15 protein-coding genes and 4 pseudogenes are annotated in these 20,100 nt (G+C 58.2%); 7 read left to right on the forward strand and 12 right to left on the reverse strand.

Annotated elements, in window-relative coordinates; translation table 11 throughout:
• Positions 1-119: 119 nt before the first annotated feature.
• The 4 genes and pseudogenes from EJ078_RS09355 to EJ078_RS09365 all read right to left on the reverse strand — a co-directional run bounded on the left by EJ078_RS09355 (position 120) and on the right by EJ078_RS09365 (position 2,291).
• Positions 120-1,175, reverse strand: a pseudogene (locus tag EJ078_RS09355) (IS630 family transposase).
• A gap of 221 nt (positions 1,176-1,396) precedes the next feature.
• A pseudogene (locus EJ078_RS30255) lies at positions 1,397-1,544 on the reverse strand (transposase); the annotation flags it as partial.
• 28 nt (positions 1,545-1,572) lie between these two features.
• A pseudogene (locus tag EJ078_RS09360) lies at positions 1,573-1,709 on the reverse strand (integrase); the annotation flags it as partial.
• Between the two features lie 210 nt (positions 1,710-1,919).
• A complete protein-coding gene (locus tag EJ078_RS09365) occupies positions 1,920-2,291 on the reverse strand; it encodes a hypothetical protein (protein WP_208721233.1) in 372 nt (123 codons plus the stop codon).
• A gap of 1,976 nt (positions 2,292-4,267) precedes the next feature.
• Here EJ078_RS09365 and EJ078_RS09375 point away from each other — a divergent pair.
• The 4 genes from EJ078_RS09375 to EJ078_RS30260 all read left to right on the forward strand — a co-directional run bounded on the left by EJ078_RS09375 (position 4,268) and on the right by EJ078_RS30260 (position 8,346).
• On the forward strand, positions 4,268-5,290 hold the full coding sequence (locus EJ078_RS09375) for a histone deacetylase family protein (RefSeq protein WP_208721237.1): 1,023 nt from the start codon (positions 4,268-4,270) through the stop codon (positions 5,288-5,290).
• Positions 5,291-5,659: 369 nt separating this feature from the next.
• Complete coding sequence (locus EJ078_RS09380) at positions 5,660-6,418, forward strand: class I SAM-dependent methyltransferase (RefSeq protein ID WP_208721239.1); 759 nt, start codon at positions 5,660-5,662, stop codon at positions 6,416-6,418.
• A gap of 813 nt (positions 6,419-7,231) precedes the next feature.
• Positions 7,232-7,873 carry a recombinase zinc beta ribbon domain-containing protein gene (locus EJ078_RS09385; RefSeq protein WP_245459156.1) on the forward strand — a complete coding sequence of 214 codons (642 nt, stop codon included), beginning with the start codon at positions 7,232-7,234 and terminating at the stop codon, positions 7,871-7,873.
• Positions 7,870-8,346, forward strand: a complete 477-nt coding sequence (locus EJ078_RS30260) for a hypothetical protein (RefSeq protein WP_245459159.1) — start codon at positions 7,870-7,872, stop codon at positions 8,344-8,346. Before EJ078_RS09385 ends, EJ078_RS30260 begins: the two co-directional genes overlap by 4 nt.
• Here the strand turns inward: EJ078_RS30260 and EJ078_RS09390 are convergent.
• From EJ078_RS09390 to EJ078_RS09425, 7 genes are all read right to left on the reverse strand, one after another.
• Positions 8,310-9,842 (reverse strand): IS66 family transposase, encoded by a 1,533-nt coding sequence (locus EJ078_RS09390; protein WP_024505579.1) that lies wholly within the window; start codon positions 9,840-9,842, stop codon positions 8,310-8,312. The two genes, EJ078_RS30260 and EJ078_RS09390, sit on opposite strands and share 37 nt — an antisense overlap.
• A gap of 69 nt (positions 9,843-9,911) precedes the next feature.
• Complete coding sequence (gene tnpB / locus EJ078_RS09395; protein WP_024505580.1) at positions 9,912-10,268, reverse strand: IS66 family insertion sequence element accessory protein TnpB; 357 nt, start codon at positions 10,266-10,268, stop codon at positions 9,912-9,914.
• Complete coding sequence (locus EJ078_RS09400) at positions 10,265-10,699, reverse strand: transposase (protein WP_024505581.1); 435 nt, start codon at positions 10,697-10,699, stop codon at positions 10,265-10,267. The genes tnpB and EJ078_RS09400 overlap by 4 nt, the downstream gene beginning before the upstream one ends.
• Positions 10,700-11,471: 772 nt before the next feature.
• Positions 11,472-12,398, reverse strand: coding sequence for a LysR family transcriptional regulator (locus EJ078_RS09410; RefSeq protein ID WP_208721243.1), 927 nt, complete (start codon positions 12,396-12,398; stop codon positions 11,472-11,474).
• Positions 12,399-12,500: 102 nt separating this feature from the next.
• Positions 12,501-13,292 (reverse strand): CoA ester lyase, encoded by a 792-nt coding sequence (locus EJ078_RS09415; RefSeq protein WP_245459236.1) that lies wholly within the window; start codon positions 13,290-13,292, stop codon positions 12,501-12,503.
• Positions 13,293-13,550: 258 nt separating this feature from the next.
• Positions 13,551-14,702: a CaiB/BaiF CoA-transferase family protein gene (locus EJ078_RS09420; RefSeq protein WP_208721245.1), complete on the reverse strand. Its 1,152-nt coding sequence runs from the start codon at positions 14,700-14,702 to the stop codon at positions 13,551-13,553.
• Between the two features lie 15 nt (positions 14,703-14,717).
• Entirely contained in the window at positions 14,718-15,971 is a 1,254-nt protein-coding gene (locus tag EJ078_RS09425; protein ID WP_208721628.1) for a methylaspartate ammonia-lyase, read from the reverse strand.
• 1,125 nt (positions 15,972-17,096) lie between these two features.
• Here EJ078_RS09425 and EJ078_RS09430 point away from each other — a divergent pair.
• The 3 genes and pseudogenes from EJ078_RS09430 to EJ078_RS09440 form a co-directional block, all read left to right on the forward strand.
• A pseudogene (locus EJ078_RS09430) lies at positions 17,097-17,252 on the forward strand (peptide ABC transporter substrate-binding protein); the annotation flags it as partial.
• A gap of 105 nt (positions 17,253-17,357) precedes the next feature.
• Positions 17,358-18,083, forward strand: coding sequence for a hypothetical protein (locus EJ078_RS09435; RefSeq protein WP_208721247.1), 726 nt, complete (start codon positions 17,358-17,360; stop codon positions 18,081-18,083).
• A 475-nt stretch (positions 18,084-18,558) separates the two neighbouring features.
• Positions 18,559-19,599 (forward strand): alpha/beta hydrolase, encoded by a 1,041-nt coding sequence (locus tag EJ078_RS09440; RefSeq protein WP_245459161.1) that lies wholly within the window; start codon positions 18,559-18,561, stop codon positions 19,597-19,599.
• Between the two features lie 32 nt (positions 19,600-19,631).
• Here EJ078_RS09440 and EJ078_RS09445 read toward each other — a convergent pair whose 3' ends face one another.
• Positions 19,632-20,090: a hypothetical protein gene (locus EJ078_RS09445; RefSeq protein WP_208721249.1), complete on the reverse strand. Its 459-nt coding sequence runs from the start codon at positions 20,088-20,090 to the stop codon at positions 19,632-19,634.
• Between the last annotated feature and the right edge of the window lie 10 nt (positions 20,091-20,100).

The following is a 20,100-nucleotide window of genomic DNA, read 5'->3' on the forward strand; positions in this document are numbered from 1 at the left end:
GCAACGGCAACTCGGAACTGGTACCTGGCGACACACTCGCAATTGGCATGCCACGAAGGGGGTTGCGAGCAGGGGCGCAAAGATCAGGGGGGCCGCCCTTGGCCAGCTTTAAATACTGGTCACCTGAATCTAAAGTTCGGCACTAGGTTTTGCTTCAGCTGGGTTCGCTGGCAGAACCGCTTAACGGAGGCGAGGATTTCGTCGGCAGATTTGATCCATCGATAGGGCTTGGGGTTTTCGTTATGCGTCTCGATGAAGGCGGCGATGTCGGCCTCCAGTTCGGCGGTGGAGCGGTGCACACCCAGATGCAGCTGCTAACGAATCCAGCTGGCCGAGGTCGGCGTGAAATGCACGTGCCAGTGGAGGCGCAGCGCGAGCCAGGCCTTGTCTTGCGAGTGGCGTAACTGTTCCATCATCAGATGCACCTCCGGCCCTTCCGGTATGGCCGCATCGATCTTCTTGAGAAATTCCAGGAAACTCGGTCGCCCGATGGAGCTTGTAGCATTTTCCGATCACCGCCCCTGTTGCGATTTCGAGCGCGGCAAACAGTGACGTCGTGCCGTGGCGGACGTAGGTGTGAGTTCTCCGCTCGGCCACGCCAGGCGCCATCGGCAGCACCGGCTGCTCGCGATCTAGCGCCTGGGTCGGGGACTTCTCGTCCACACACAATACGATGGCCCGGTTCGGCGGTGACATGTAGAGTCCACGATGTCCTGCACCTTGTCGACAAACAGCGGATCGGTCGAGAGTTTGAACGTCTCGCTCCGGTGAGGCTGCAGGCCGAAGGCGGTCCAGATCCGGCGGATGGTGGTATGCGACAGGCCTGTCGCCGCAGCAGCCATAGAACGGATCGACCAATCGGTGGCGTCCTTCGGCGTGGTGTTCAGCGTGCGCTCGGTCACCTCGGTCACCTGGGTGTCCGACACAGTGCGCGGGCGCCCGGGCGATACTCCTCAGTGAGCCCTTCGATCGGTCTTGCACGAAACGCCTGCGCCATTTGCCCACCGTGTGTTCATGCACGCCGAGCCGCTCGGCGACGTCCTTGCTCTGAAGACCCTCGGCGCAGAACAGGATCATCCGGCACCGGTCCGACAGCGAGCGCGCCGCCTTGTGCCGTCGACCCTGCGCTTCGAAAAGGCGCGCTCCTCATCGCTCAGCACCACTTCGTCCGCCACCTACCTGTCATCGCATCACCTCCCGACTGCTCGGTCAATGATACGAATTATAGTTCCGAGTGACTAGCGCCTAGAGATGTCTGGTTCTCAACACGGAATGTCATCAATCTGACTGACGCCAGAGTTGAGAATTGCGCGGGTTAACAATGGGCGATCGGCTTAGCTGGTCGGGGTCGCGCAGCCGTGCGTCCGTTGCTGTTAGCGCGGCGGCATAGGCCGCAGGGTGTGATATAGCCGAGCGCCGAGTGCTGGCGCCCCGTTCGTTGTATCCGGCGACCCATCTAGCGATCACCTGTCGCTCGTGATCGGAGGTCGTAGAAAGAGTGTCCCGTTCATTAGCTCGTCGCGCATGCGGCCGTTGAAGGCTTCGCCGATTCTGCATCAAATAGGCGCATGGAATCTCCAGCAGCTTGGGCGACAGCATCAAATGGCGGTCTTCCTGACCTTTACCCTGCTCGATGCGGATGACCATTCTCTGGCTGTCGAATCCGTGGGCTTCAGCTGAACCGCTTACAGAGCGCGACCTCCTGAAGAAGACCGTGTTCGCTACGCACGAACTCCCGGCCGTCTGTCAGCATGTTTCCTCCTGATCGATTGCTTAAAGCCGGTCTAAGTGAAGGTGGTGCCCGAGAGCCGATCGGGTAACTGTTGAACGCCTTCCTTGTTTTTTACCCCCTCGGCTATTCAAGACTCATTTCGCGAGCGATTGAGCTGGTCGAGAATCCAAGCCATCCTAAACGCGTCTCACCTCTGGCGGTTGCGAATTGGGTCTTGAAGGAAATTGGACCAGTCAATCAAGTTCAGCACATAAGGCGTGATCCGCATCGCCATCGGCGCACGCGCGAGGCCGAGCTCAATGTCCCGTATCAGACCGCCGTCGGCGTCGACCCCCATCCATTCGCGCAGCTGGTCAACGCGAGTAACAGCATGGCGCTCTTGCCATGCAGCGTCTGCGAACTCGTGCCTCACCTCATGCGCAATACGGCTCATCGGAACTTCGCTCCTGAAAAGACGAAAGATGCTGACCGCGTGGATGGCGCCCTCGTCAATCTGCAGTTTTTCGCGGGGACCTCCGACTTGAGGGCGGCAACAGCACAATCCGTTGAGCATGGACATGGAGGATTCTCCCAGTCGGTGAAGCGTTTGCCGATCTTGACGCATGAAGCGTGTCAAAGGAGATAGTCTTTTTACAACAACTGCTGTCGCATGTCCGACTTTGTCGGACATGCGACAGCGAGAAATCGTTGACCAACGCGAGAATTCCCGTCGCCTCCCTATCCGCGATGGGCGGCGATGAAACGCGGCCTTCCGCCTCTTTGATAGTCCGCGTGTGTCCGAACATACGTTCTCGCCGGCATTTCGCCGCGACCGCGGCGCACGCGAGTGAAAGACTTATAATCATTGTCCTGTAGACACGACTGAATTTATCTTACAGCCGTGAGCAGCCGGCCAAAATCTTTACAGTTGCAAATTGCTGACGTTTTACAAATTTGCGCGAATCCTGAAATCAGGCCTGGCCTAATGCCCTACACGTCGCAACGCAACGTCGGAGTCAAGACCGCATCCTACTTGAGGGTTATACATCGGACGTCGCCTTGCTATACATCCAGCATGGAATGAGCTTGGACGTCACCAAATTATACTGTTGGCTGATCTCGTTTTATATTGTAAGGCCTGCCGCTTTAAACATGATGGGAGCGGATCCGTCGGTCTCTCGCGATGGACGGCCATGGGGAGGCTTTCGAAGCCGACGTCGGTAAAGGACACGATGCCCTCGTCGTCCGGGTCAATGATCCAGATCAACGCCTTTCCGGCCTTGGCGAGAGCGTGACCACGCGTACGCTTATCGCGCGTCGGGACCATCTAGCTCCCAAGTTCTTTGACCCAGGCGCGGCTTTTGGCCTGGTGCGCGGCGCGCGTTGATCCCGCACAGGCCGTTGATCTCGCGCTCGACATCGAACAGGGAATCGATGCGTGCAGGGCTTCCACCGCAACTCGGCCTCAGCGTTCGTGCCAGCAAGAAACGCTAGCGGCGCGGCCCGTGACATGCAGTTTGAACACACCAACGCAAGATCAGACCGTTCCGGATGGTTGGCGATTTCAAGAATGGGGGTCGTGAGCTGCGGCGCAAAGGAGATCCGGAGCAAGTACGCGCTCATGACTTCGATGTCCCCCGCAATCCGCAAGGCGCTCGCTATCGTGACATTGCGGCCAACGCCGGCTTGGTCAATTCCGGCACCTAGCACAATACCGCGGCCTTCGCGGTGTGAGGCGTTCGATGCTGAGTCACCTTGGGCAAGAGCCGGCATCCGGCGCGACCATCCTTACCGCCGAATTGTGGCGGCAGCAATGGCTTTCGTGTCCGCTTCTTGAAACGCCAACTGCATAGCTTCGTGAATGAAACCGGACCTTCCGTTGATCTGATCTTCCCGGTCACGACGACCGGCAAACGCCGCCAATATCACATCCTGGACCAGCTGCCGGTCTTCTGCCGAGGTGATGCTGTGTGGTAGGATGCTCGACAATCGCACGCAATAATGCCAGGCGACGAGTTCTGGCTCGTCTTCGAAGCCCGATCATGGTCTGGCTTCACCGAAACTCCTTGATGATCATGATCGCCTACCCTTTCTCCAAGCCCGCCGCCTCAAAGCAGCGGGACGGAAAAGAGTCGGTGGACCACAGCCTGTCTCGCTGAAGAGTCACAGATCCGACTGCCCAAACTTTTGCCGTGGAGCTCGCACTCATCCATCGGAGCAAAGGCCGGCTGGCTGAGGGCCTCCCCGGCAGTTACATTGGAGACAAAATTGTTGCGAAAATTTAGAGAACCTTAATCCAAAGATAGCGCGTTTTGAGCAAGTATACTCCTGGAAGCGGTTGATTTCTGCGAGGGGGGCCCCAAAAGGAGGCTTCGTTTCGTGGACAGGAAGTGAACCGAAACGGCTTGAGTATCGGAGCGCCAACTCTGCAAAGTACTTCCGTTTCGGCGATCGGTAAGGCACTCCCACTGAAGTGCCTGAAGCTGTCTGACCAGCGATCGGGCTGCCTAATCTCCCGAAGACTGGCCAGGCTGGGGAGCTCAGGAGGCGATAGACATGAAAGTCATTCACTCGGAAGGTCATCGTAGTCACGATCCGCAAATGTTCATTTCTCACGGCAGGTTGCAGCCAAGCCCCGAACGGCCCGAACGCGCGGACGTGCTGCTTGCGTCGGCTCTCGCCGCCGGACACGAGGCGCTGAAGGCGAAGCCAACGGACGCCTCGGTGCTGAGGCGTGTGCACAGAGCGCGTTATCTCGATTTTTTGGAGAACGGCATCTATGAATGGCTTGCGCTGCCTCAGGCAGGTCCGGAAATCGTGCCCACTACACACCCCAACAGATTTGCATCACGTTATGCCAGTCATATTGTTGCGCGCGCCGGATTTCACCTCGCTGGCACGGCATCTCCCGTCGGCCGGGGAACTTGGGCTGCGGCTCGATCCAGCATAGATATCGCCCTCAACATTGGTCGTTCGATCACGAGCGGCGAGCGACGCGCGTATGGTCTCTGCCGCCCACCTGGTCATCATGCCTGCACGGACATGGCTTGGGGATTTTGCTACCTCAACAACATTGCGACGCTTGCCGAGTCACTACGGATGCAAGGAGCCGACCATATTGCCATTCTAGATATCGACATTCACCACGGGAACGGGACTCAGCAAATCTTCTATGATCGTGCTGACGTTATGACGGTGTCCGTGCATGCCGATCCCGACGGATTTCCGATCTTCTTTAGCGGCTATGCGGATGAGGTTGGATGCTGTGCGGGAGCAGGCTTCAACCTCAATTTACCGTTAAAGCTTGGCAGCGGTGATTCGGCTTTTGTCGATGCTATTTCAGTAGGCATGCGAAAGGTAAGAGATTTCGGGCCGGATGTCCTATTGGTTTCACTTGGCCTTGATGCGTACCGCGCCGATCCGCTCAGTGTATTTGACGTAAGCACTGATGGCTTTCGGAGGGCTGCCGAGACAATAGGTTCGTTTGATGGACCTGTCGCCATGTTGCAGGAAGGCGGATATCACTGTTCGGAACTCGGCGACAATCTTGTGGCATTCCTCGCAGCGATAGATGACTAACCTCAATCGCACTCTTTACGTTATCAGGGAGATCGGCCTTGGTAACTGGGAAAGGGCGCACTAGGTGCCTCAGCTCAGTCCGGGACATCTGCAGGCTTCGATTTTTCGCGACAGACGCAGTGAACCGTCCCTCGACCCCAACAAAATCGAAATCTGAAATCGCAAGACAGAAGACCTGCTGTTTCCTGCAAAGGCGAATCGCTGGAAGAAGCTAAAAACTGCAAGGATTTCCTGATGCATATCGACAGACTCTTTAACTAATTAATAATAATAACAAATATTTTACTTATAATTCACGCGGCTAAACGCAAAAGTGTGGACGTTACGACAGTACATTTCTAGATAATATATCAAACATGGAGAACGATCATGAGCGACGTGACCGCTACACATTCTATGTCTGAACTCGAATCGTACTTCAGCGACGATTACCTGCATTTTTCCGATTTAGTCAATCCGCCCGAGAGAAGTGACCGGGAGGTAGAAGCAATATGGAAGCTTCTTTCGCTTGGACACGGCAACTCAGTTCTTGAACTCGGATGTGGTTATGGGCGGATTGCCAACCGGTTGGCGGAAAAAGGAGCGCGGGTAACCGGCCTGGATATCTCGCCGATCTTGCTGAAAAAGGCCCAAGCGGATGCGGCTGAACGCCGGGTAAATGTTGAGTATACTCGTGGGGATATGCGCTCACTCCCCTGGCGAGATCGGTTTGACGCGGCCTTTTTGTGGTACACGACGTTTGGCTATTTCGATGAAGCTGATAATGAGAGGGTCCTCCACGAAGCCGCTGCTTCACTTCGAAAGGGCGGGCGTCTGCTAATCGATCAGATCAATCGCTTCTTTTTGCTTCGCGAGCAGTCGCCTACCTACGAGATTGTGCAGCGCAACAATGATCTAAGAATTGATATAATCAGCAACGACGCACTGACCGATCGTCGAAACTGCGAACGGATCGTCGTCCGCAATGGATGCGTTAGACGCATGCGTCTTTCTATCAGACAATATGGGTTTTCCGAATGCGTTCGCATGTTGCGAAGGGCGGGGTTCGATTCTGTTGAAGCCTATGGGCAGGAAGGCGAAGAGTTTACTTCTTACGGCCCGCGCCTCGTCGTCGTCGCATACAAGTAAATGGGCGGTCACGGCGATGCGTATTGCTACAGACCGTTATCGCGAACCGGTAGTACGAATCTGCGGGGTCGCTTGAAGAACATGAGACGTCATGTCCCGGATCGGAGATCGGTGGCCCGCCCTTTTCGTGCGATCAAAGACGAGGGTCGCTTCCTTATTCAACAGGTTGAAGTCAAGCGCTTGTTTAGCTTTCCGCTTCGCTGGCGCGTGACGTTTTCGCGGTGTCATGCTTCGTTACGGAATCGGCGCTCGACCGTAACGAAAAGCTCCCTTCGATTGTCGACCGCCGCTCCGTGGCAAGCGGCGCCAGCATCCGAAGGCGGCAATGCCTGTGGAGGCGCACGGCAAGAATGGTCAATGCCTCAACGGAGCGGCGGCCGCGCCTGGTGCTACCTGCCTATCGCCACCACGGATAATAGCGCACTCGGCATCGCCCTGATTAATACGTCGTTCCGCGCCGCGACCTGCGTCACAAACTCACCCTCAAACTGCCACCCTGCTAATTGCCACTGCAGCATGCCGCCAGGCCGAACCCAAAAGTCATAGCCGTCCCCGAAACCGCTTGCGACTATCGCTCGCAAATGAGGGGTGGCTCCGCTGCGACCCAAAACTGCGGCTGCCCCGCCGACGAATTGCCGACCATTCCGATGTCCCATCGCTCCAGGGCTGCCTCGCAATCCATTCGATCAATTAGGCACCATAGGGCCCGCCTTTAGTCATTGCTGTTCGTGCCAAAACTCGATGACGCCTTCCGAGCATCCGGTTCCCGGAAGATTGGCGCCGACGAAATTGTAACCGGCGTCAAGAAATTCTTTGGCAGCTTGGAAAGAAGTCCTGAAGAACCCCGCTTATGCCGGTGCCTTCGTCTATGGACGAACCAGGCCCGGTGCCACCCCGTGCGAAGGCGGTTCGCCGGCAAAGGTGGCGCGGCCGATCGATGAATGGCGGATCGTCGTGAAGGACCGGTATCCGCCTTACATCGACTGGCCAACCCATGAGAATATCCGTGACGTCGTGCGAGACAACCGAGCCGAATACATGCGCATCAAGACGAGAGGTGCTCCCCGCAACGGCGAGCTTCTGCTGCATGGCATCGTCTGGTGCGGGCGGTGCGGCCACAAGATGTACGTTCGCTACAAAGGTGGCGGAGAGTATGTGTGCAATCATCTGCGCTCCCACACTGGCTTGCCGGCTTGCCAGCACATCCGCGCTTCACGCGTGGATGCCGCTGTGGCCGACGCATTCTTGGCGGCGCTGGCGCCTGCCGAGATTGATGCGCTGTCGCGAGCCCGCCGGCGCAACAGCAGGTCGAAAAGGCCCTGCGCAGCAGCGCGGAACGTGAGCTTGAGCGCAAGCGCTATACTGCAGCGTTGGCCGAGCGCCAGTTCAACCGCGTCGATCCGGACAATCGTCTTGTCGCCGGCGAATTCGAGCGTCGATGGGAAGCGGCGTTGAGCGAGGTTCGCGCTGCCGAAGAAGCCCTTGCCCAGCAAGTTTCGGCCGAGCCCGTCATGCAAATGGCGCTGGGCAAAACCCTCAACAGCAAGGTCGTCACCCTTTCCGGTCGCCTGCCGCAAATCTGGGCGGACGTCGCCACGACGGACGCGCATCGCAAGGCGCTGTTGCGGTGTCTGGTCGAAAAAGTCGTTCTCGATCGCGGCGAGCACGATGTGGCTGTGGCCAGAATTGTCTGGCGAGGCGGCGCGGTCACGGAACTTGAGGTCAAGATGAAGGTCAACTCCGTCGCCAAGCTCACGCGCGGTGAAGAAATGCGTGCGCGTCTGCTCGATCTCAGACGTTGCCCTCAGCGCACGGATCACCGCTGCAACCGTCTTCGAATCCGCCCCACGACCCACCCTCATTGCGATGCCGTCGATCGTAAGCGGTGTTCTCAGGCCACGGCCTTGAGCTCGAGCTTGTTGATGTAGACCCAAGGCAGGAGATCGTCGATCTGGCTGTTGGGGTGGCCGTTGACGATCCTGGTGAGGACATCGGCGAGATAGCCGAGCGGTTCGACACCATTGAGCTTGCAGGTTTCGATCAGCGAGGCGATGACTGCCCAGTGTTCGGCGCCGCCGTCAGAGCCTGCGAAGAGCGCGTTCTTGCGGTTGAGCGCGATCGGACGGATCGAGCGTTCGACGGTGTTGCTGTCGATCTCGATGCGGCCGTCGTCAAGGAAGCGCGAGAGGCCTTCCCAGCGTGAGAGCGTGTAGCGGATTGCCTCTGCGAGCTTGGTCTTCTGACTGATCAGGCCGAGCTTCTCACGCAGCCAGGGTTCGAGATCGGCGACGATGGCGCGGCTTTTGTCCTGACGCATCGCGCGGCGCTCGTTGGCCGATCGGCCACGGATGTCATCCTCGATCTTGTAGAGTTCGGCGATCCGTCTCAGCGCCTCGCTGGCGATCGGCGCGGGACCGGCTGCTGCCAGTTCATAAAAGCGCCGACGGACATGCGCCCAGCAGAAGGCGAGCGTGACGCCGCTTTTGTCGGCCAGCACGCGATAGCCGCCATAGCCGTCGACCTGCAAGATTCCGGTGAAGCCTGCGAGATGAGCGATCGGACGCTCGGCCTTTCGGTCCGGCGCATAGACATAGGCGACGCCCGGCGGGTCGCTCCCCTCCCATGGTCGGTCATCGCGGGCATAGGCCCAGAGTTGACCTGTCTTAGTCTTGCCGCGGCCGGGATTGAGCACCGGCGCGGTCGTCTCGTCGGCGAAGAGTTTTGGCGAGGACTTCAGCTTGCCAAGCAGCCGCTCATGCACCGGACGCAGGTGCCAGGCGGCGCGGCCGACCCAGTCGGCGAGCGTAGAGCGATCGAGATTGATACCCTGCCGGGCGTAGATCTGCGCCTGACGATAGAGCGGAAGGTGATCGGCATATTTTGAGACCAGCACCTGGGCGACCGTTGCCTCGGTCGGAAGACCACCCTCGATCAGCCGGGCCGGCGCGGGAGCCTGAACCACGACGTCCTCGCAGGCGCGGCAGGCATATTTGGGCCGCCGCACGACGATTACACGCAGCTGCGCCGGAACGATGTCGAGCCGCTCGCTCACGTCCTCGCCGATCCGATGCAAGCCATTGCGGCAGCATGGGCAGGCATGGTCCTCGATGTCGACGATCATTTCCACCCGCGGCAGATGGGATGGCAACGCGCCGCGGTTCGTCCGGCGCTTCCTGGCGCGCTCCAGGCGCTCTGCGGGAGATGCTTGTTCGTTCTCTTCCTCGTCGGCGGCCTCGATCTGCTCGGCCTCTTCGAGCCCCAGCAGCAATTGATCCTCGGGGAGCGTCTCGGCACGCCGGCCGAAGCGGTGACGCTGCAATTCCTTGATGATCTGAATCAGACGGGCATTCTCGACGTCGCGCGCCAGGACCATCGCCTTCAGCGCGTCCGGATCGTCGGGAAGCTGGTCAGCCGTCATCGCCATGAGCGGATCAGACCATATTCGCCGACAGCCCGCGACAGCGGAATCCAGGCTGATTCACTTCGTCGCGGGTCAGCCCGCCTGGGCTGGAACGCGGGTCCGGCGCGCCTCGTGGACTCGCCGCCAGTCGAGACCTTCGAGTAGCGCCGAGAGCTGCGCGGCCGTCAGCCGCATCATGCCGTCATGCACTTTCGGCCAGCGGAACTCCCCATCCTCCAAACGCTTGGCATAGAGGCAAACCCCGGTGCCATCCCAGAAGATCAGCTTGATCCGGTCAGCCCGCTTCGCCCGGAAGACGTAGACGGCCCCGCTGAACGGATCGGCCCCCATTGTCTCTCGCACCAGCGCCGCCAATCCCTCCGCACCCTTGCGGAAGTCGACGGGCTTCGTCGCCACCATGACCTTGACCGCACCCGTCGGCCCGATCACGACGTCGCCTTCAGCGCGCGGATCACTGCGGCCACCGTCTTGGTATCGGCGCCCCGGCCGACGCGCATCGCGACGCCGTCGATCTCAAGCTCGATCATGCCGGCATCTCGGGTGGCTTGCCGTTTCCGCTGCTTCGGTGAACGGCTGGCTACAGGTTCCGCCGCCGCCACAACCGCCGGCACAAAGGCAGGAGAATCTTGCTGCACCGAAGCGACCTGTTTGCGCGCTTCGCGGCGCCAGGCGAAGACCTGCTGCGGCCTGAGACCATAACGGCGGGCGACCTCGGAAATGATCGCATTCGGCTCCAGCGTCTCTGCGATGATCCGCGCCTTGTCATCCACCGACCAGTGACGCCGACCGCCGGCACCGTTGATCACCTCGAAACGCCGAAGCTGCCGCTCCGGGTCAAGCGTAAGGTCAAGTCCAGACACAAGCCGATCTCCGATCCCAATACAGGATCGGCAACCTCACAGATCGCGACCACTCCCGAAAGGTGGTCAGGAAACACCGCTTACCGTCGATCTCGAGCTCGATCACACCAGCGTCTCGAGCCGGCTCCCACTTTCTTGGCTGTGGCCGATGCTTCGCCGCAGGCTTCGGAGGCGCTGCCATCACCACCGCCGGCACGAACATGGATTCCGATATCGCTGTCTCCCCCATCGGCCGACGAGCAGCCCGACGCCAGGTGAACAATTGCTGCGGGGAAAGTCCATACCGGCGTGCCACAGCACAAACCGTCTCGCCCGCCTCGTAACTCTCCGCCACTATCCGGGCCTTCTCCTCCGGCCGCCACTCACGCCGCCGACCCGAACCAGTGAAGATCTCCAGCCGACGGACCGGCTCCTCGTCCTTGGACTTAAGCGTAAACTCTGAAATCGTCATATGTCGAAGCTCTCAAAGGCCTCGAACATCGTCCCTTACAGATCCAACTTGCACCCATAAGGAAACATAGCTTGGTGACGTACTTCCAGGAGTCAATCTAGCTGGATAACTCGGCTGTCACCGCCCTTCCCAGTGGGGTCTGGTAGCGAACTCCACCGTTCTGGAAGGAACACCGATGACCCGACACAATGACCCTGCGCCTCCACTTACCGAGCGGCCAGCCCGTGATGCCGGTGCCGTGGCGAAGGTCAGCGACGTCGCGGCGACCTGGAGTTCACGCCGAATCCAGAGGCACATTGCCAAGTTCTCTGCTCGAGTTTGCTAAATCCGGTCCGGAGCCGTGGCTGACCAGTGTCCGCTCTCGATCAATGTCTTGACGACCCTGGGGATCAGCTTGCGGACGGCAGAGACGGCTGGAGAGCGCTCATCTTTCGGGTTGACGGCAAGGACAACGGACCGGACAATTACGGGATCAATGATTTTCACCGTTCGGACCTGCCCTTGAGAGGCTTCTTTCTGAATGGCCGACGGGGTAAGGATGGAATACGCCTTTCCTTCCATGACCATATTGATGATCGTAGAAAGGGAGTCGACTTCGAACCGTACGTCGAGCACACAACCGTGTTGCGCAACGACATCAGCCACCGAACGCCTGACATTGTTATTGCGCATCGGAACCGCCAGGGGAAACGCGTGCAGGTCGGTGAGCGATATCGAATCTTCGAAAGGCGGTTCACCCGGCGGCACGACCAGGCAAAACTCTTCGCGGGCGAGCACCGTCATTTGCCCCACGCTCTCGGCAGTGCGGTACAGGACTGCCAGATTGAGACGGCCAGCAGCCATCCACTCCTCCAGCGGTCCCGTCATGCCCTCGATCATTTTAAGCGAGATCCTCGGCAGTTCACTTCTTACCGATTCGAGCAGGGGGCCACTAAGCACGCGAGCGGCTCCGGACGGAATGCCAATGGTCACTTCTCCGGAAGGAGCAGCCACCGAGTTGGTCAGTTCCGCCTCAGTGAGCTGAATTTCCCTTAGGATGACCCGTGCTCGCTCAAGCAGCCTGTCTCCGGAGGCCGTGACGCTGACACCCGTCCTATCGCGAACTAGCAGCTGGGTTCCGAACCCTTCCTCCAGTTGACGTACATGCAGGCTTAAGGCGCTTTGAGCAACGTGAAGGAGCGCAGCGGCCTTCGTAAAACTGCCGGCTTCCACGACGCCGACGAAGTATTTTAACTGCCTGATATCCACGGCTTAACCCAACTAAGGTACTTTCCCAGTCCCTTCGTATTTATCTCGAAACTAGATGGCCAGCAAGTAATACCTGCCTAGCGCGTGGAAAGACACACGATCTCATTGATCGGAGGTAGGTTGGTTGCTTCCCGCGAGAGCCAGAGTGTCGTGGGCGCGCCTTACCACCGGCGGATCAACCATTTTACCATTCAACGAGAATGCAGACGCTCCGTGGGCGGCGGCATCGTTCTCCGCCGCGATCACATTGCGGGCCCACTCGAGTTCCTGTGCACTCGGCGAAAAAGCCTCGTTGAATATGGCGACCTGTTTCGGATGGATCGCCAAAGCTCCGGCAAAGCCAAGCCGCCGCGCATGCGCCGCGGTTTGACGAAGTTTATCAACGTCCGAAAATTCGGAGATGCTTCCAACAAAGCCCAGAGGAAGCAATCCGGCCGCACGGGCGGCAAATAGAACGGAAAGGTTCGGCGTCAGGAGAAGGTCGATTTCCGGCGTTCCGCCAACAGAGGCACTGAAGTCTTCAGGGCCAAGCGCCATTGCAACCATCCTGGGATGAGCCGACGCTATGGCGGCGAGCTTTTGCAGTGCTGCCGGTGTCTCGATTTGAGCAAGGAAACGGATGCGCTCCTGTACAAGATTTCTTTCTCGTTCGAGTTCCAATACGGCACTCGCGATCTCTGATACCCACTCCGCCGAATCCGTCTTCGGAAGGACCAGTGCATCAACACCTGCCACCACGGCTGCATCAAGATCCGCCGCCAACGCCCGCAAACCACGATTCACGCGGACCAACACAGATGCGCCCTTGCGGCCCACCCTTGCCACCGATTCAGGGAGCTGCCGCCGTGACTCAGCCTTTTCGTTCTGGGGAACGGAGTCCTCAAGGTCGAGTATGACGCCGTCCGCCCCCGTTCATGAGCCGTCCCAACGAAGCGGGAAACGTGAGCGGGAACGAAGAGCAGGGATCTCCAGCGGGGCAAAGACGTCGGGCGTTCAACGTCTGGAACGGTGTCCTTGATCACGGAGTGCCTCTGCGGCCGACTTTAGGGAGGACGGTGGCAGCCAGTTTGCCGAGTGCCCGCACTGGATGGCAAGGAACCGTCACGCCTTCTGTAAATCGCGAGCGCGTCCACCTACCGACACGATGCGCTCTCATGCTGACGCGGCCCTATCGCGCAAACGCCCCAGAACCTCTTCCCGGACAGTCTGCGTATGAGCGCCAAGAGCTGGAACCGGGCGAAGCGAGGGACGCTCCGCGTTGAAGATCGCCGCCGGCGCTATCGTCTCTATAGTTCCTTCGGGCGTACTAACGGCTACCCTGCGAACGTGGGGATGCCCAGAAACATCAGCTACCTCGTTTAGTCGGCCATATGCCAGACCGGCCGCCTCAAGCTCCTGCATTGCTTCGTGACAGGACAGTTCGGAAAAGCGTAGCGCGATGATCTCGTCAAGTTGCACCCGATTGTCGAGGCGCTCCATGTTGTCGGAAAAACCAGGTGTGCGTGTCAGCTCGGTTCGCTTGAGGAACTTCTCGCAGAAATTTACCCATTCGCGGTCATTTTGCACCGAAAAGACAACCTCTTTGCCGTCGGCACAACGATACGCGCCATATGGCGCCAGCGACGGGTGTTTCACGCCGGCGCGTACCGTGTGATAGCCGCTGTAGTCATTTTGCAGAACCGGCACGTTCATCCAATCGGCGAGGGCATCGAACAGTGACACCTGGATGCTGGTCCCTTCGCCGGTGACCTCTCGGTGATAGAGCGCCTGAAGAATGGCGCTGTGCGCCGTCATGCCCGCCGAGATGTCGCAAACCGAGACTCCGACACGTGCAGGCCCTTGTTGGTTGCCGGTGATCGCGCACAGACCCGTTTCCGCCTGAACGATGAGATCATATGCCTTCAAATGGGAATACGGGCCTGTCTCTCCGAAACCAGAGATGTCGCAGGTGATCAGCCGAGGAAACCGCTTACGGAGGTTCGCAGACCCGAAACCCAGTTTTTCTATGCTGCCCGGCTTTAGATTTTGGATGAAGACGTCAGCACCGGCAATGAGCGTGTCCAGGACGGAGCGGTCCGCTTCAGATCTCAGGTCCAGACAGACCGACTCCTTACCCCGATTGAGCCAGACGAAGTAAGCGCTCTGTCCCCGCACCAACCTGTCGTAGTTCCGGGCAAAATCCCCTTCGGGCCGCTCGATCTTGATGACACGTGCTCCAGTATCCGCAAGTCGCGACGATGCGTAAGGCGCAGCCACCGCCTGCTCCACCGCGACGACAGTGATCCCCTCAAGAGAGTTCTGCATGCGACACCGTGCTTTTCATCCAATTTTTTCGTCATGAGCCCGACGACGGTTCAGCATCGCCAGCAACCGGTTTTGTTCATTCCCAACAATTGAGAATGCCTCATCGACCCCCATTCCGGGCTTTGCAAGCATCATGTCCGCCTGGGTTGCCACGGATATGTGGACAGAAGCTTGGGCGGAGAGATCTGTCTCGGTACAGCTCCCTCCGACATACGCGCCCACTTTGTTTGCTTTGCAGAGAAGAACTGCACGCGCCGTGTCGGCAATTGAGCCAACATCGGGGGTTTTGATTTGAACGAGATGCGCAGCCTTCGCTTCGACAAAAAGCCGGATATCCTCAAGCGTATTGCATCTCTCATCCACGACAATGCGAGCGCTGGAACCCCGGTTGTCCAAGATCGATACGATCCGGGCATAATTCTCAATTTGGGCTTGTGTGGAACCAAAATCCGCCGGCGACTCAATGTTCAGTGCGAAACCCGGAACGCTGTCTGCAACCTTGCAGATAAAGTCGGCGATCCGTTGCGGTTCCAGACTGATTTCCTGGCCGATCCCGCCATACACATCGAAATGCAGCACCGGATGGTACCCCGGCCGGCCGATTTCGCGCGTGCGTGTTGCAACCCACTTCACGAAATCCAGGAAGGTCTGGCCGTTGACGCCGAATTTCTGCCGTGAGTTGATCAGTCCGTGCGGAAGAACATCCACCGCTTTCAGGATCATTTTGTCGACGTTGATTTCGCGAGCATCGCCGCTCTGACAGTAGATCGGAACTCTACGATTTGGCAGCGGTAGGTTAAATTCACTGCACACGATCTCCGCCATTGTTACACCGTGAAGATGGGCGGACGCGCGAAGAAGAGCCTGGCTGACGCCATACTCAATCGCGAGAGGTAACCGCTTGTGCTCGCAGGGCTCGAAAACGTTCGCGCAGGCATAAAGGTAGCGAGATGCATCAACATCGAGAAGCCGCGGGACCACAACCCGCGACGTCAAATCCGAGATTTGCTTGGTGTCGAACAGCGGATCGCGTCCGCCGGCACCAGAATACTGGACGTTCACCATGTCGCCCCAAACAACGGTCTCGTCGGCAAGCACGAGCCCGACGCCGAGTGAACATGCTGGAATGCGAATCGACTCGAATCCAGGCGTTGCGGGTGCGCCGACATAGATGAATCCGTCCTGTGTAGCGCCGGACCTAATGGCTTCCTGATCGTCATAGAAAAATGCGCCGTTGCCAGGCGCGAGCAGGACATCTTTGATCTGCACTTCACTTCGCTCTTTTTTGCGGACTGGGTTGACGGTGGTTTCAGTTCGTTCGTTTCCTGCCAAGTATGCGATACTTCGTGTTGAGTTCACCAATATAATGTTCCGGACGCTGCCATCGCGTTTTCAGATGGCCCGCGCCTTACGTAGAGGAATCGCCCTCGCAGCGACATCCCAGGTCAGCCTTTACAAACGAATGGCTAGTCAAGTCTGGCGGTGGCTCTGCAGCTTTAAACGGCAGCCGCGGCCCGCGCGCCTGCCCAGGCTGGTGGTATCGTCACTGGCTATTCATATTCGCAAAACAGCGCAGTTGCCCCTCATGTCTTGTGCGCACGAACTCCCCACTCTAGCAGTCACGTGCGACCTTCAAAAAATGCCTGAACAAACCCATCGAACAGAGGCGAAAAGGATAGGTGCGGTCACCGGCCGGGACATATTCGGTCGAACCATGGACCAGAGTTCGTGGCCAAAGCCGTGCTGAATTGCATTCCGATTGTGCTAACTGTCTCCGTCAAGCGATGATCAACGACACCACTTTGGCACAGCGGTGCCGTGAGGAGCGCTCACCCCATCAAACTAGGCTCATGACGGCGCTGAGGGACGGTCTCGACTGTTCGTCTAGCAGCCTTGCTAACGGCGCGCTCGCGAGCGGCTTCGTGCCCTGATGGAACACGACCTATTCCTTCCTCAGCGTTCTTGTGTTCACCCAAAGTCCATCCATGTCCGCCGTTGTCCGGTTGAGAACATTATGTTCGCATGCCGACACACGGAGGTGTCCGCCGGTGCCTCGCGACACAGGGATTTCACCTCTTGCTCGTACAACTTCTTCGGCGTCACGCCGATTGCGTGGGACCCGGTGAAGGCGCGGCGGTACAGACGAGCTGTTTCACCCAATCAGCCCAATCCGAGCGCCTGAACGGGGAAGCGGGCAAACATCCAAGGAGTAGCTCATGCGAGTAGCCGTCGTGTGGAACAATGATCGGACGGGCGAGATCAACCCGTACGGTCAGTCTCGTCCAGAGGACTACGATCGCAAGACGGGGGAAAAGGCGGTGCGAGAGGGCGATCGAAAAGCTTATGAAGGTGATAATGGGCTACTCCACCGCGACTCGCAAGCCGCTCCCCACTCCGTTCGACAACAATGATCTGAGGATGGCGCTCAAGCTCGCGATCGACCGCCGCGAGGTGCTCGACACGGTCGTGCGCGGCTACGGCCCGATCGGCAACGACTTTCCGATCAATGCTTCATATCGACTATTCCCTAAGGGCATCGAGCAGCGTGCGTTGGGTGGGCGGCGCATCGGTCTGATGGGCGGTTACGCCTTTGCCAAGGGCTGGCTGGAGGCCTGATGACTGGGAGCAATAGAAGTTCATAGGAGACATAAGGCAATGACTAAAGGATCTGGCCCGACGCTCGGTGTTGCTTTGATGGAATACAACAATCTCACTGCCGACTACGGAAGATTTTCTCGAGCCGACCGGGTCGGCCTTGGCTCAGATTGTATTGGCAGTATTGAATGCCCGGCATCGTGGCCCTTCGATACTGTCTATGCAGTCGCAAGAGGCGGAGGGCCGAGAGAGACGCTTGCTGGGGCGGACAGTGCGGTCCAGGGCGTCACTCGAGCCGTACACCGCTTGGAAAGCGAGGCCGATCTTGTAATCGCGAACTGCGGATTCTTCTGGTGCGGCTGGAAGTTGCTGAGAGGCAGCAATGAAACGCCAGCGCTGCTTAGTGGTCTCGATTTTCTTGATCTGGCGCTCTCGGCAACATCGGGCTTGATTGGGGTGCTCACCTTTTCAAAACCATGCGTCGAAGCGCTTCTTCATGATCAAAATGGAATTGAGCGCCTGCGGATTGTGGGTTTTAGTGATCTCCCGTCCTGGAAAGTTATTGAGGATCCTGATTGCTTCAAGTCGAGTGGCTGGACGGAAGAAAGTCTCCGCGAGGAATTTGTCACCCGTTTGAAAAGCGAGCTGAGCGATGGGTCGCTTAAGGATGTTCGAGCACTGGTGATTGAGTGTGTCGGAATGCCAAAGTGGCGATCCGACATTCGAAAGCTGACCAATATGCCCATCTTTGATCTGATGAGCATCGCAAAATCTCTTCTCGCTTGAGTGGATGGCCTACATTAACAGTAGCCTTCCATGAAGCCTGCCACCAAGCGCCTTGCGGCGGGCAGCTGCTGGCCTATCTCGGCCGCTAAACCCACCGCAACGCGATCGCCATATTTCTCGCGTGACAGCCGGCCGGCGGCAAGTCTCGTTCCGCTGAACGATAAACTTCACCGAGGCGAAGCAGATACAGGACGCTGAATGCGCACCAGTTCATTCGCCGCTTCCGCTGCACGCTCCTTGGGGGCTTTCATGGCATCCGCCATTATGGCTTCTCGTCAATGGCCACCGCGCCGCGAGGCTCGAACTGTGTCGCAATCTTCTGGCCAACTCGCACCTGAACGATATCCCCTTCGAAATCCGGCCGCCGCTTCTACGACCAGAGGTCGCGTTTTTTTTCGTAAACGGGGGAGGAATTGCCGTTTTGTTGCGTTGTAAGGGGCACAACGCGCGCAAATCGGCCGCATGGCGTGGTTGAATGAACAAAGCAAAAAGCCGCATCGCCTACACAACGAAGGTGACAAGGAGCATCTCAATGTCGCAGGAATTCGATGACATCAGCCGCCGTGTCGGCTCTAATGAGCTTCCGGCCGGCGCCGCGCAGTCGCCGCGCCTGGCCGCCAAAACGCTCATCCCTGAACGTCGTATTTCGATTGGCGGCATCGGGTCGACCTACTATGAGACGGGGGCCGGTCGTCCAATAGTGCTTCTCCACGGGGCGTCCCCGGGTGGAATCTTAGATGCGAGGTTAAGCTGGATTTGGCAGTTGCACGGGCTATCCGATCGTTTCAGAGTGATCGCACTTGATCAACTCCAGTTCGGAGGAACGGACGACCCTACTCCTGGGAACTATGTTAACCGGCTCGGCCGCGTAGACCATGTCATTGCTTTCATCGAGGCAATGGAGTTGAAAAAGATTACGCTCGTAGGTCATTCAGAAGGATCATTCGTTGCTGCGCGTCTCGCGATCGTCCGCCCAGATCTTGTTTCGAAAGTCGTTCTGCTCACATCTAGCGCTGTATCGCCTCCAATTGGACCAGAGCCATTTGGGGACGAGCGTGACGATGCGTGGCTCCATGCCGCCACCACGTTGTATGACTATACCGGACAGATGCCAAGTGAAGAGGAATACGTGCGGAAAGGCGCGATCGCCTATGAGCCGGATGCATATGAGGCGGAGCTGGAGAACTATCGTCGAATAGCTTATCGACGCCCCGCGACACGCGCAAAATGGGAGGTCCGGAAGCGCCTGCCTTTAGAAGAAACGGATATGAAACAATATATCCTGTTGCAGCAGAAGTACATCTTTCCCTACATTAATCGCCTGCAGCGCAAGACAATGCTTATCTGGTCTGCGGACGACGCCACCGTGGCGCCAGAGCGCGGGTGGAGGCTAGCAAAGATGATCGAAAATTCGGAATTCCACCTGCTGAAAGCAACTCACATGATCCAACGAGACCAGAGCGAGGCCCTGAATTGGCTCATCGGTCATTTTAGCCTTACCGGAGGCGCGTCGTAATATGTTTGAGACAGTAGCCTGCGCCCAGAGATTTATGGGAGGTACGAGGCGCGGCCGTATCTGCGAACGCTCGCCTCCTCCGCATTGATGGAACAAGCAGCACAAGCAGCGCAGTCGACACGCAGTTCGTCGATAAACGCCCCCCACGGCGGCGTCTCACCCGGCGGCGTGATTCTGAAGTGGTTCGAGCTTCTGTCGATCAGGCGCTTCACCTCTTCGAGATTGGTGAACTGTCCCACAATTTTCCCACAAAGCTGCTCTTGCTTGCGCAATGCTGCCACAGGCGCCAGAGCTCCTGAAAGCTCGTCGGTTTTGAAGGAAACGTAGTCGAGTCTCCTCATCTCATCGAAGCCGGAAATTTGTCGTTGGAAGAGCGGGTGGCTTGGTCCGCAAAAGAAGCCGAAACGCTCACGATAAAGCAGGGTGTATTCCAAGTCATCGAGCTTTTCCTGCGCGAGGAAAATGCCGAGTGCGGCTTCATTGTTGAGCACGGCTTCAGCG

The sequence above is a fragment of the Mesorhizobium sp. M1A.F.Ca.IN.022.06.1.1 genome (genome assembly GCF_003952605.1).
Lineage (GTDB): Bacteria > Pseudomonadota > Alphaproteobacteria > Rhizobiales > Rhizobiaceae > Mesorhizobium.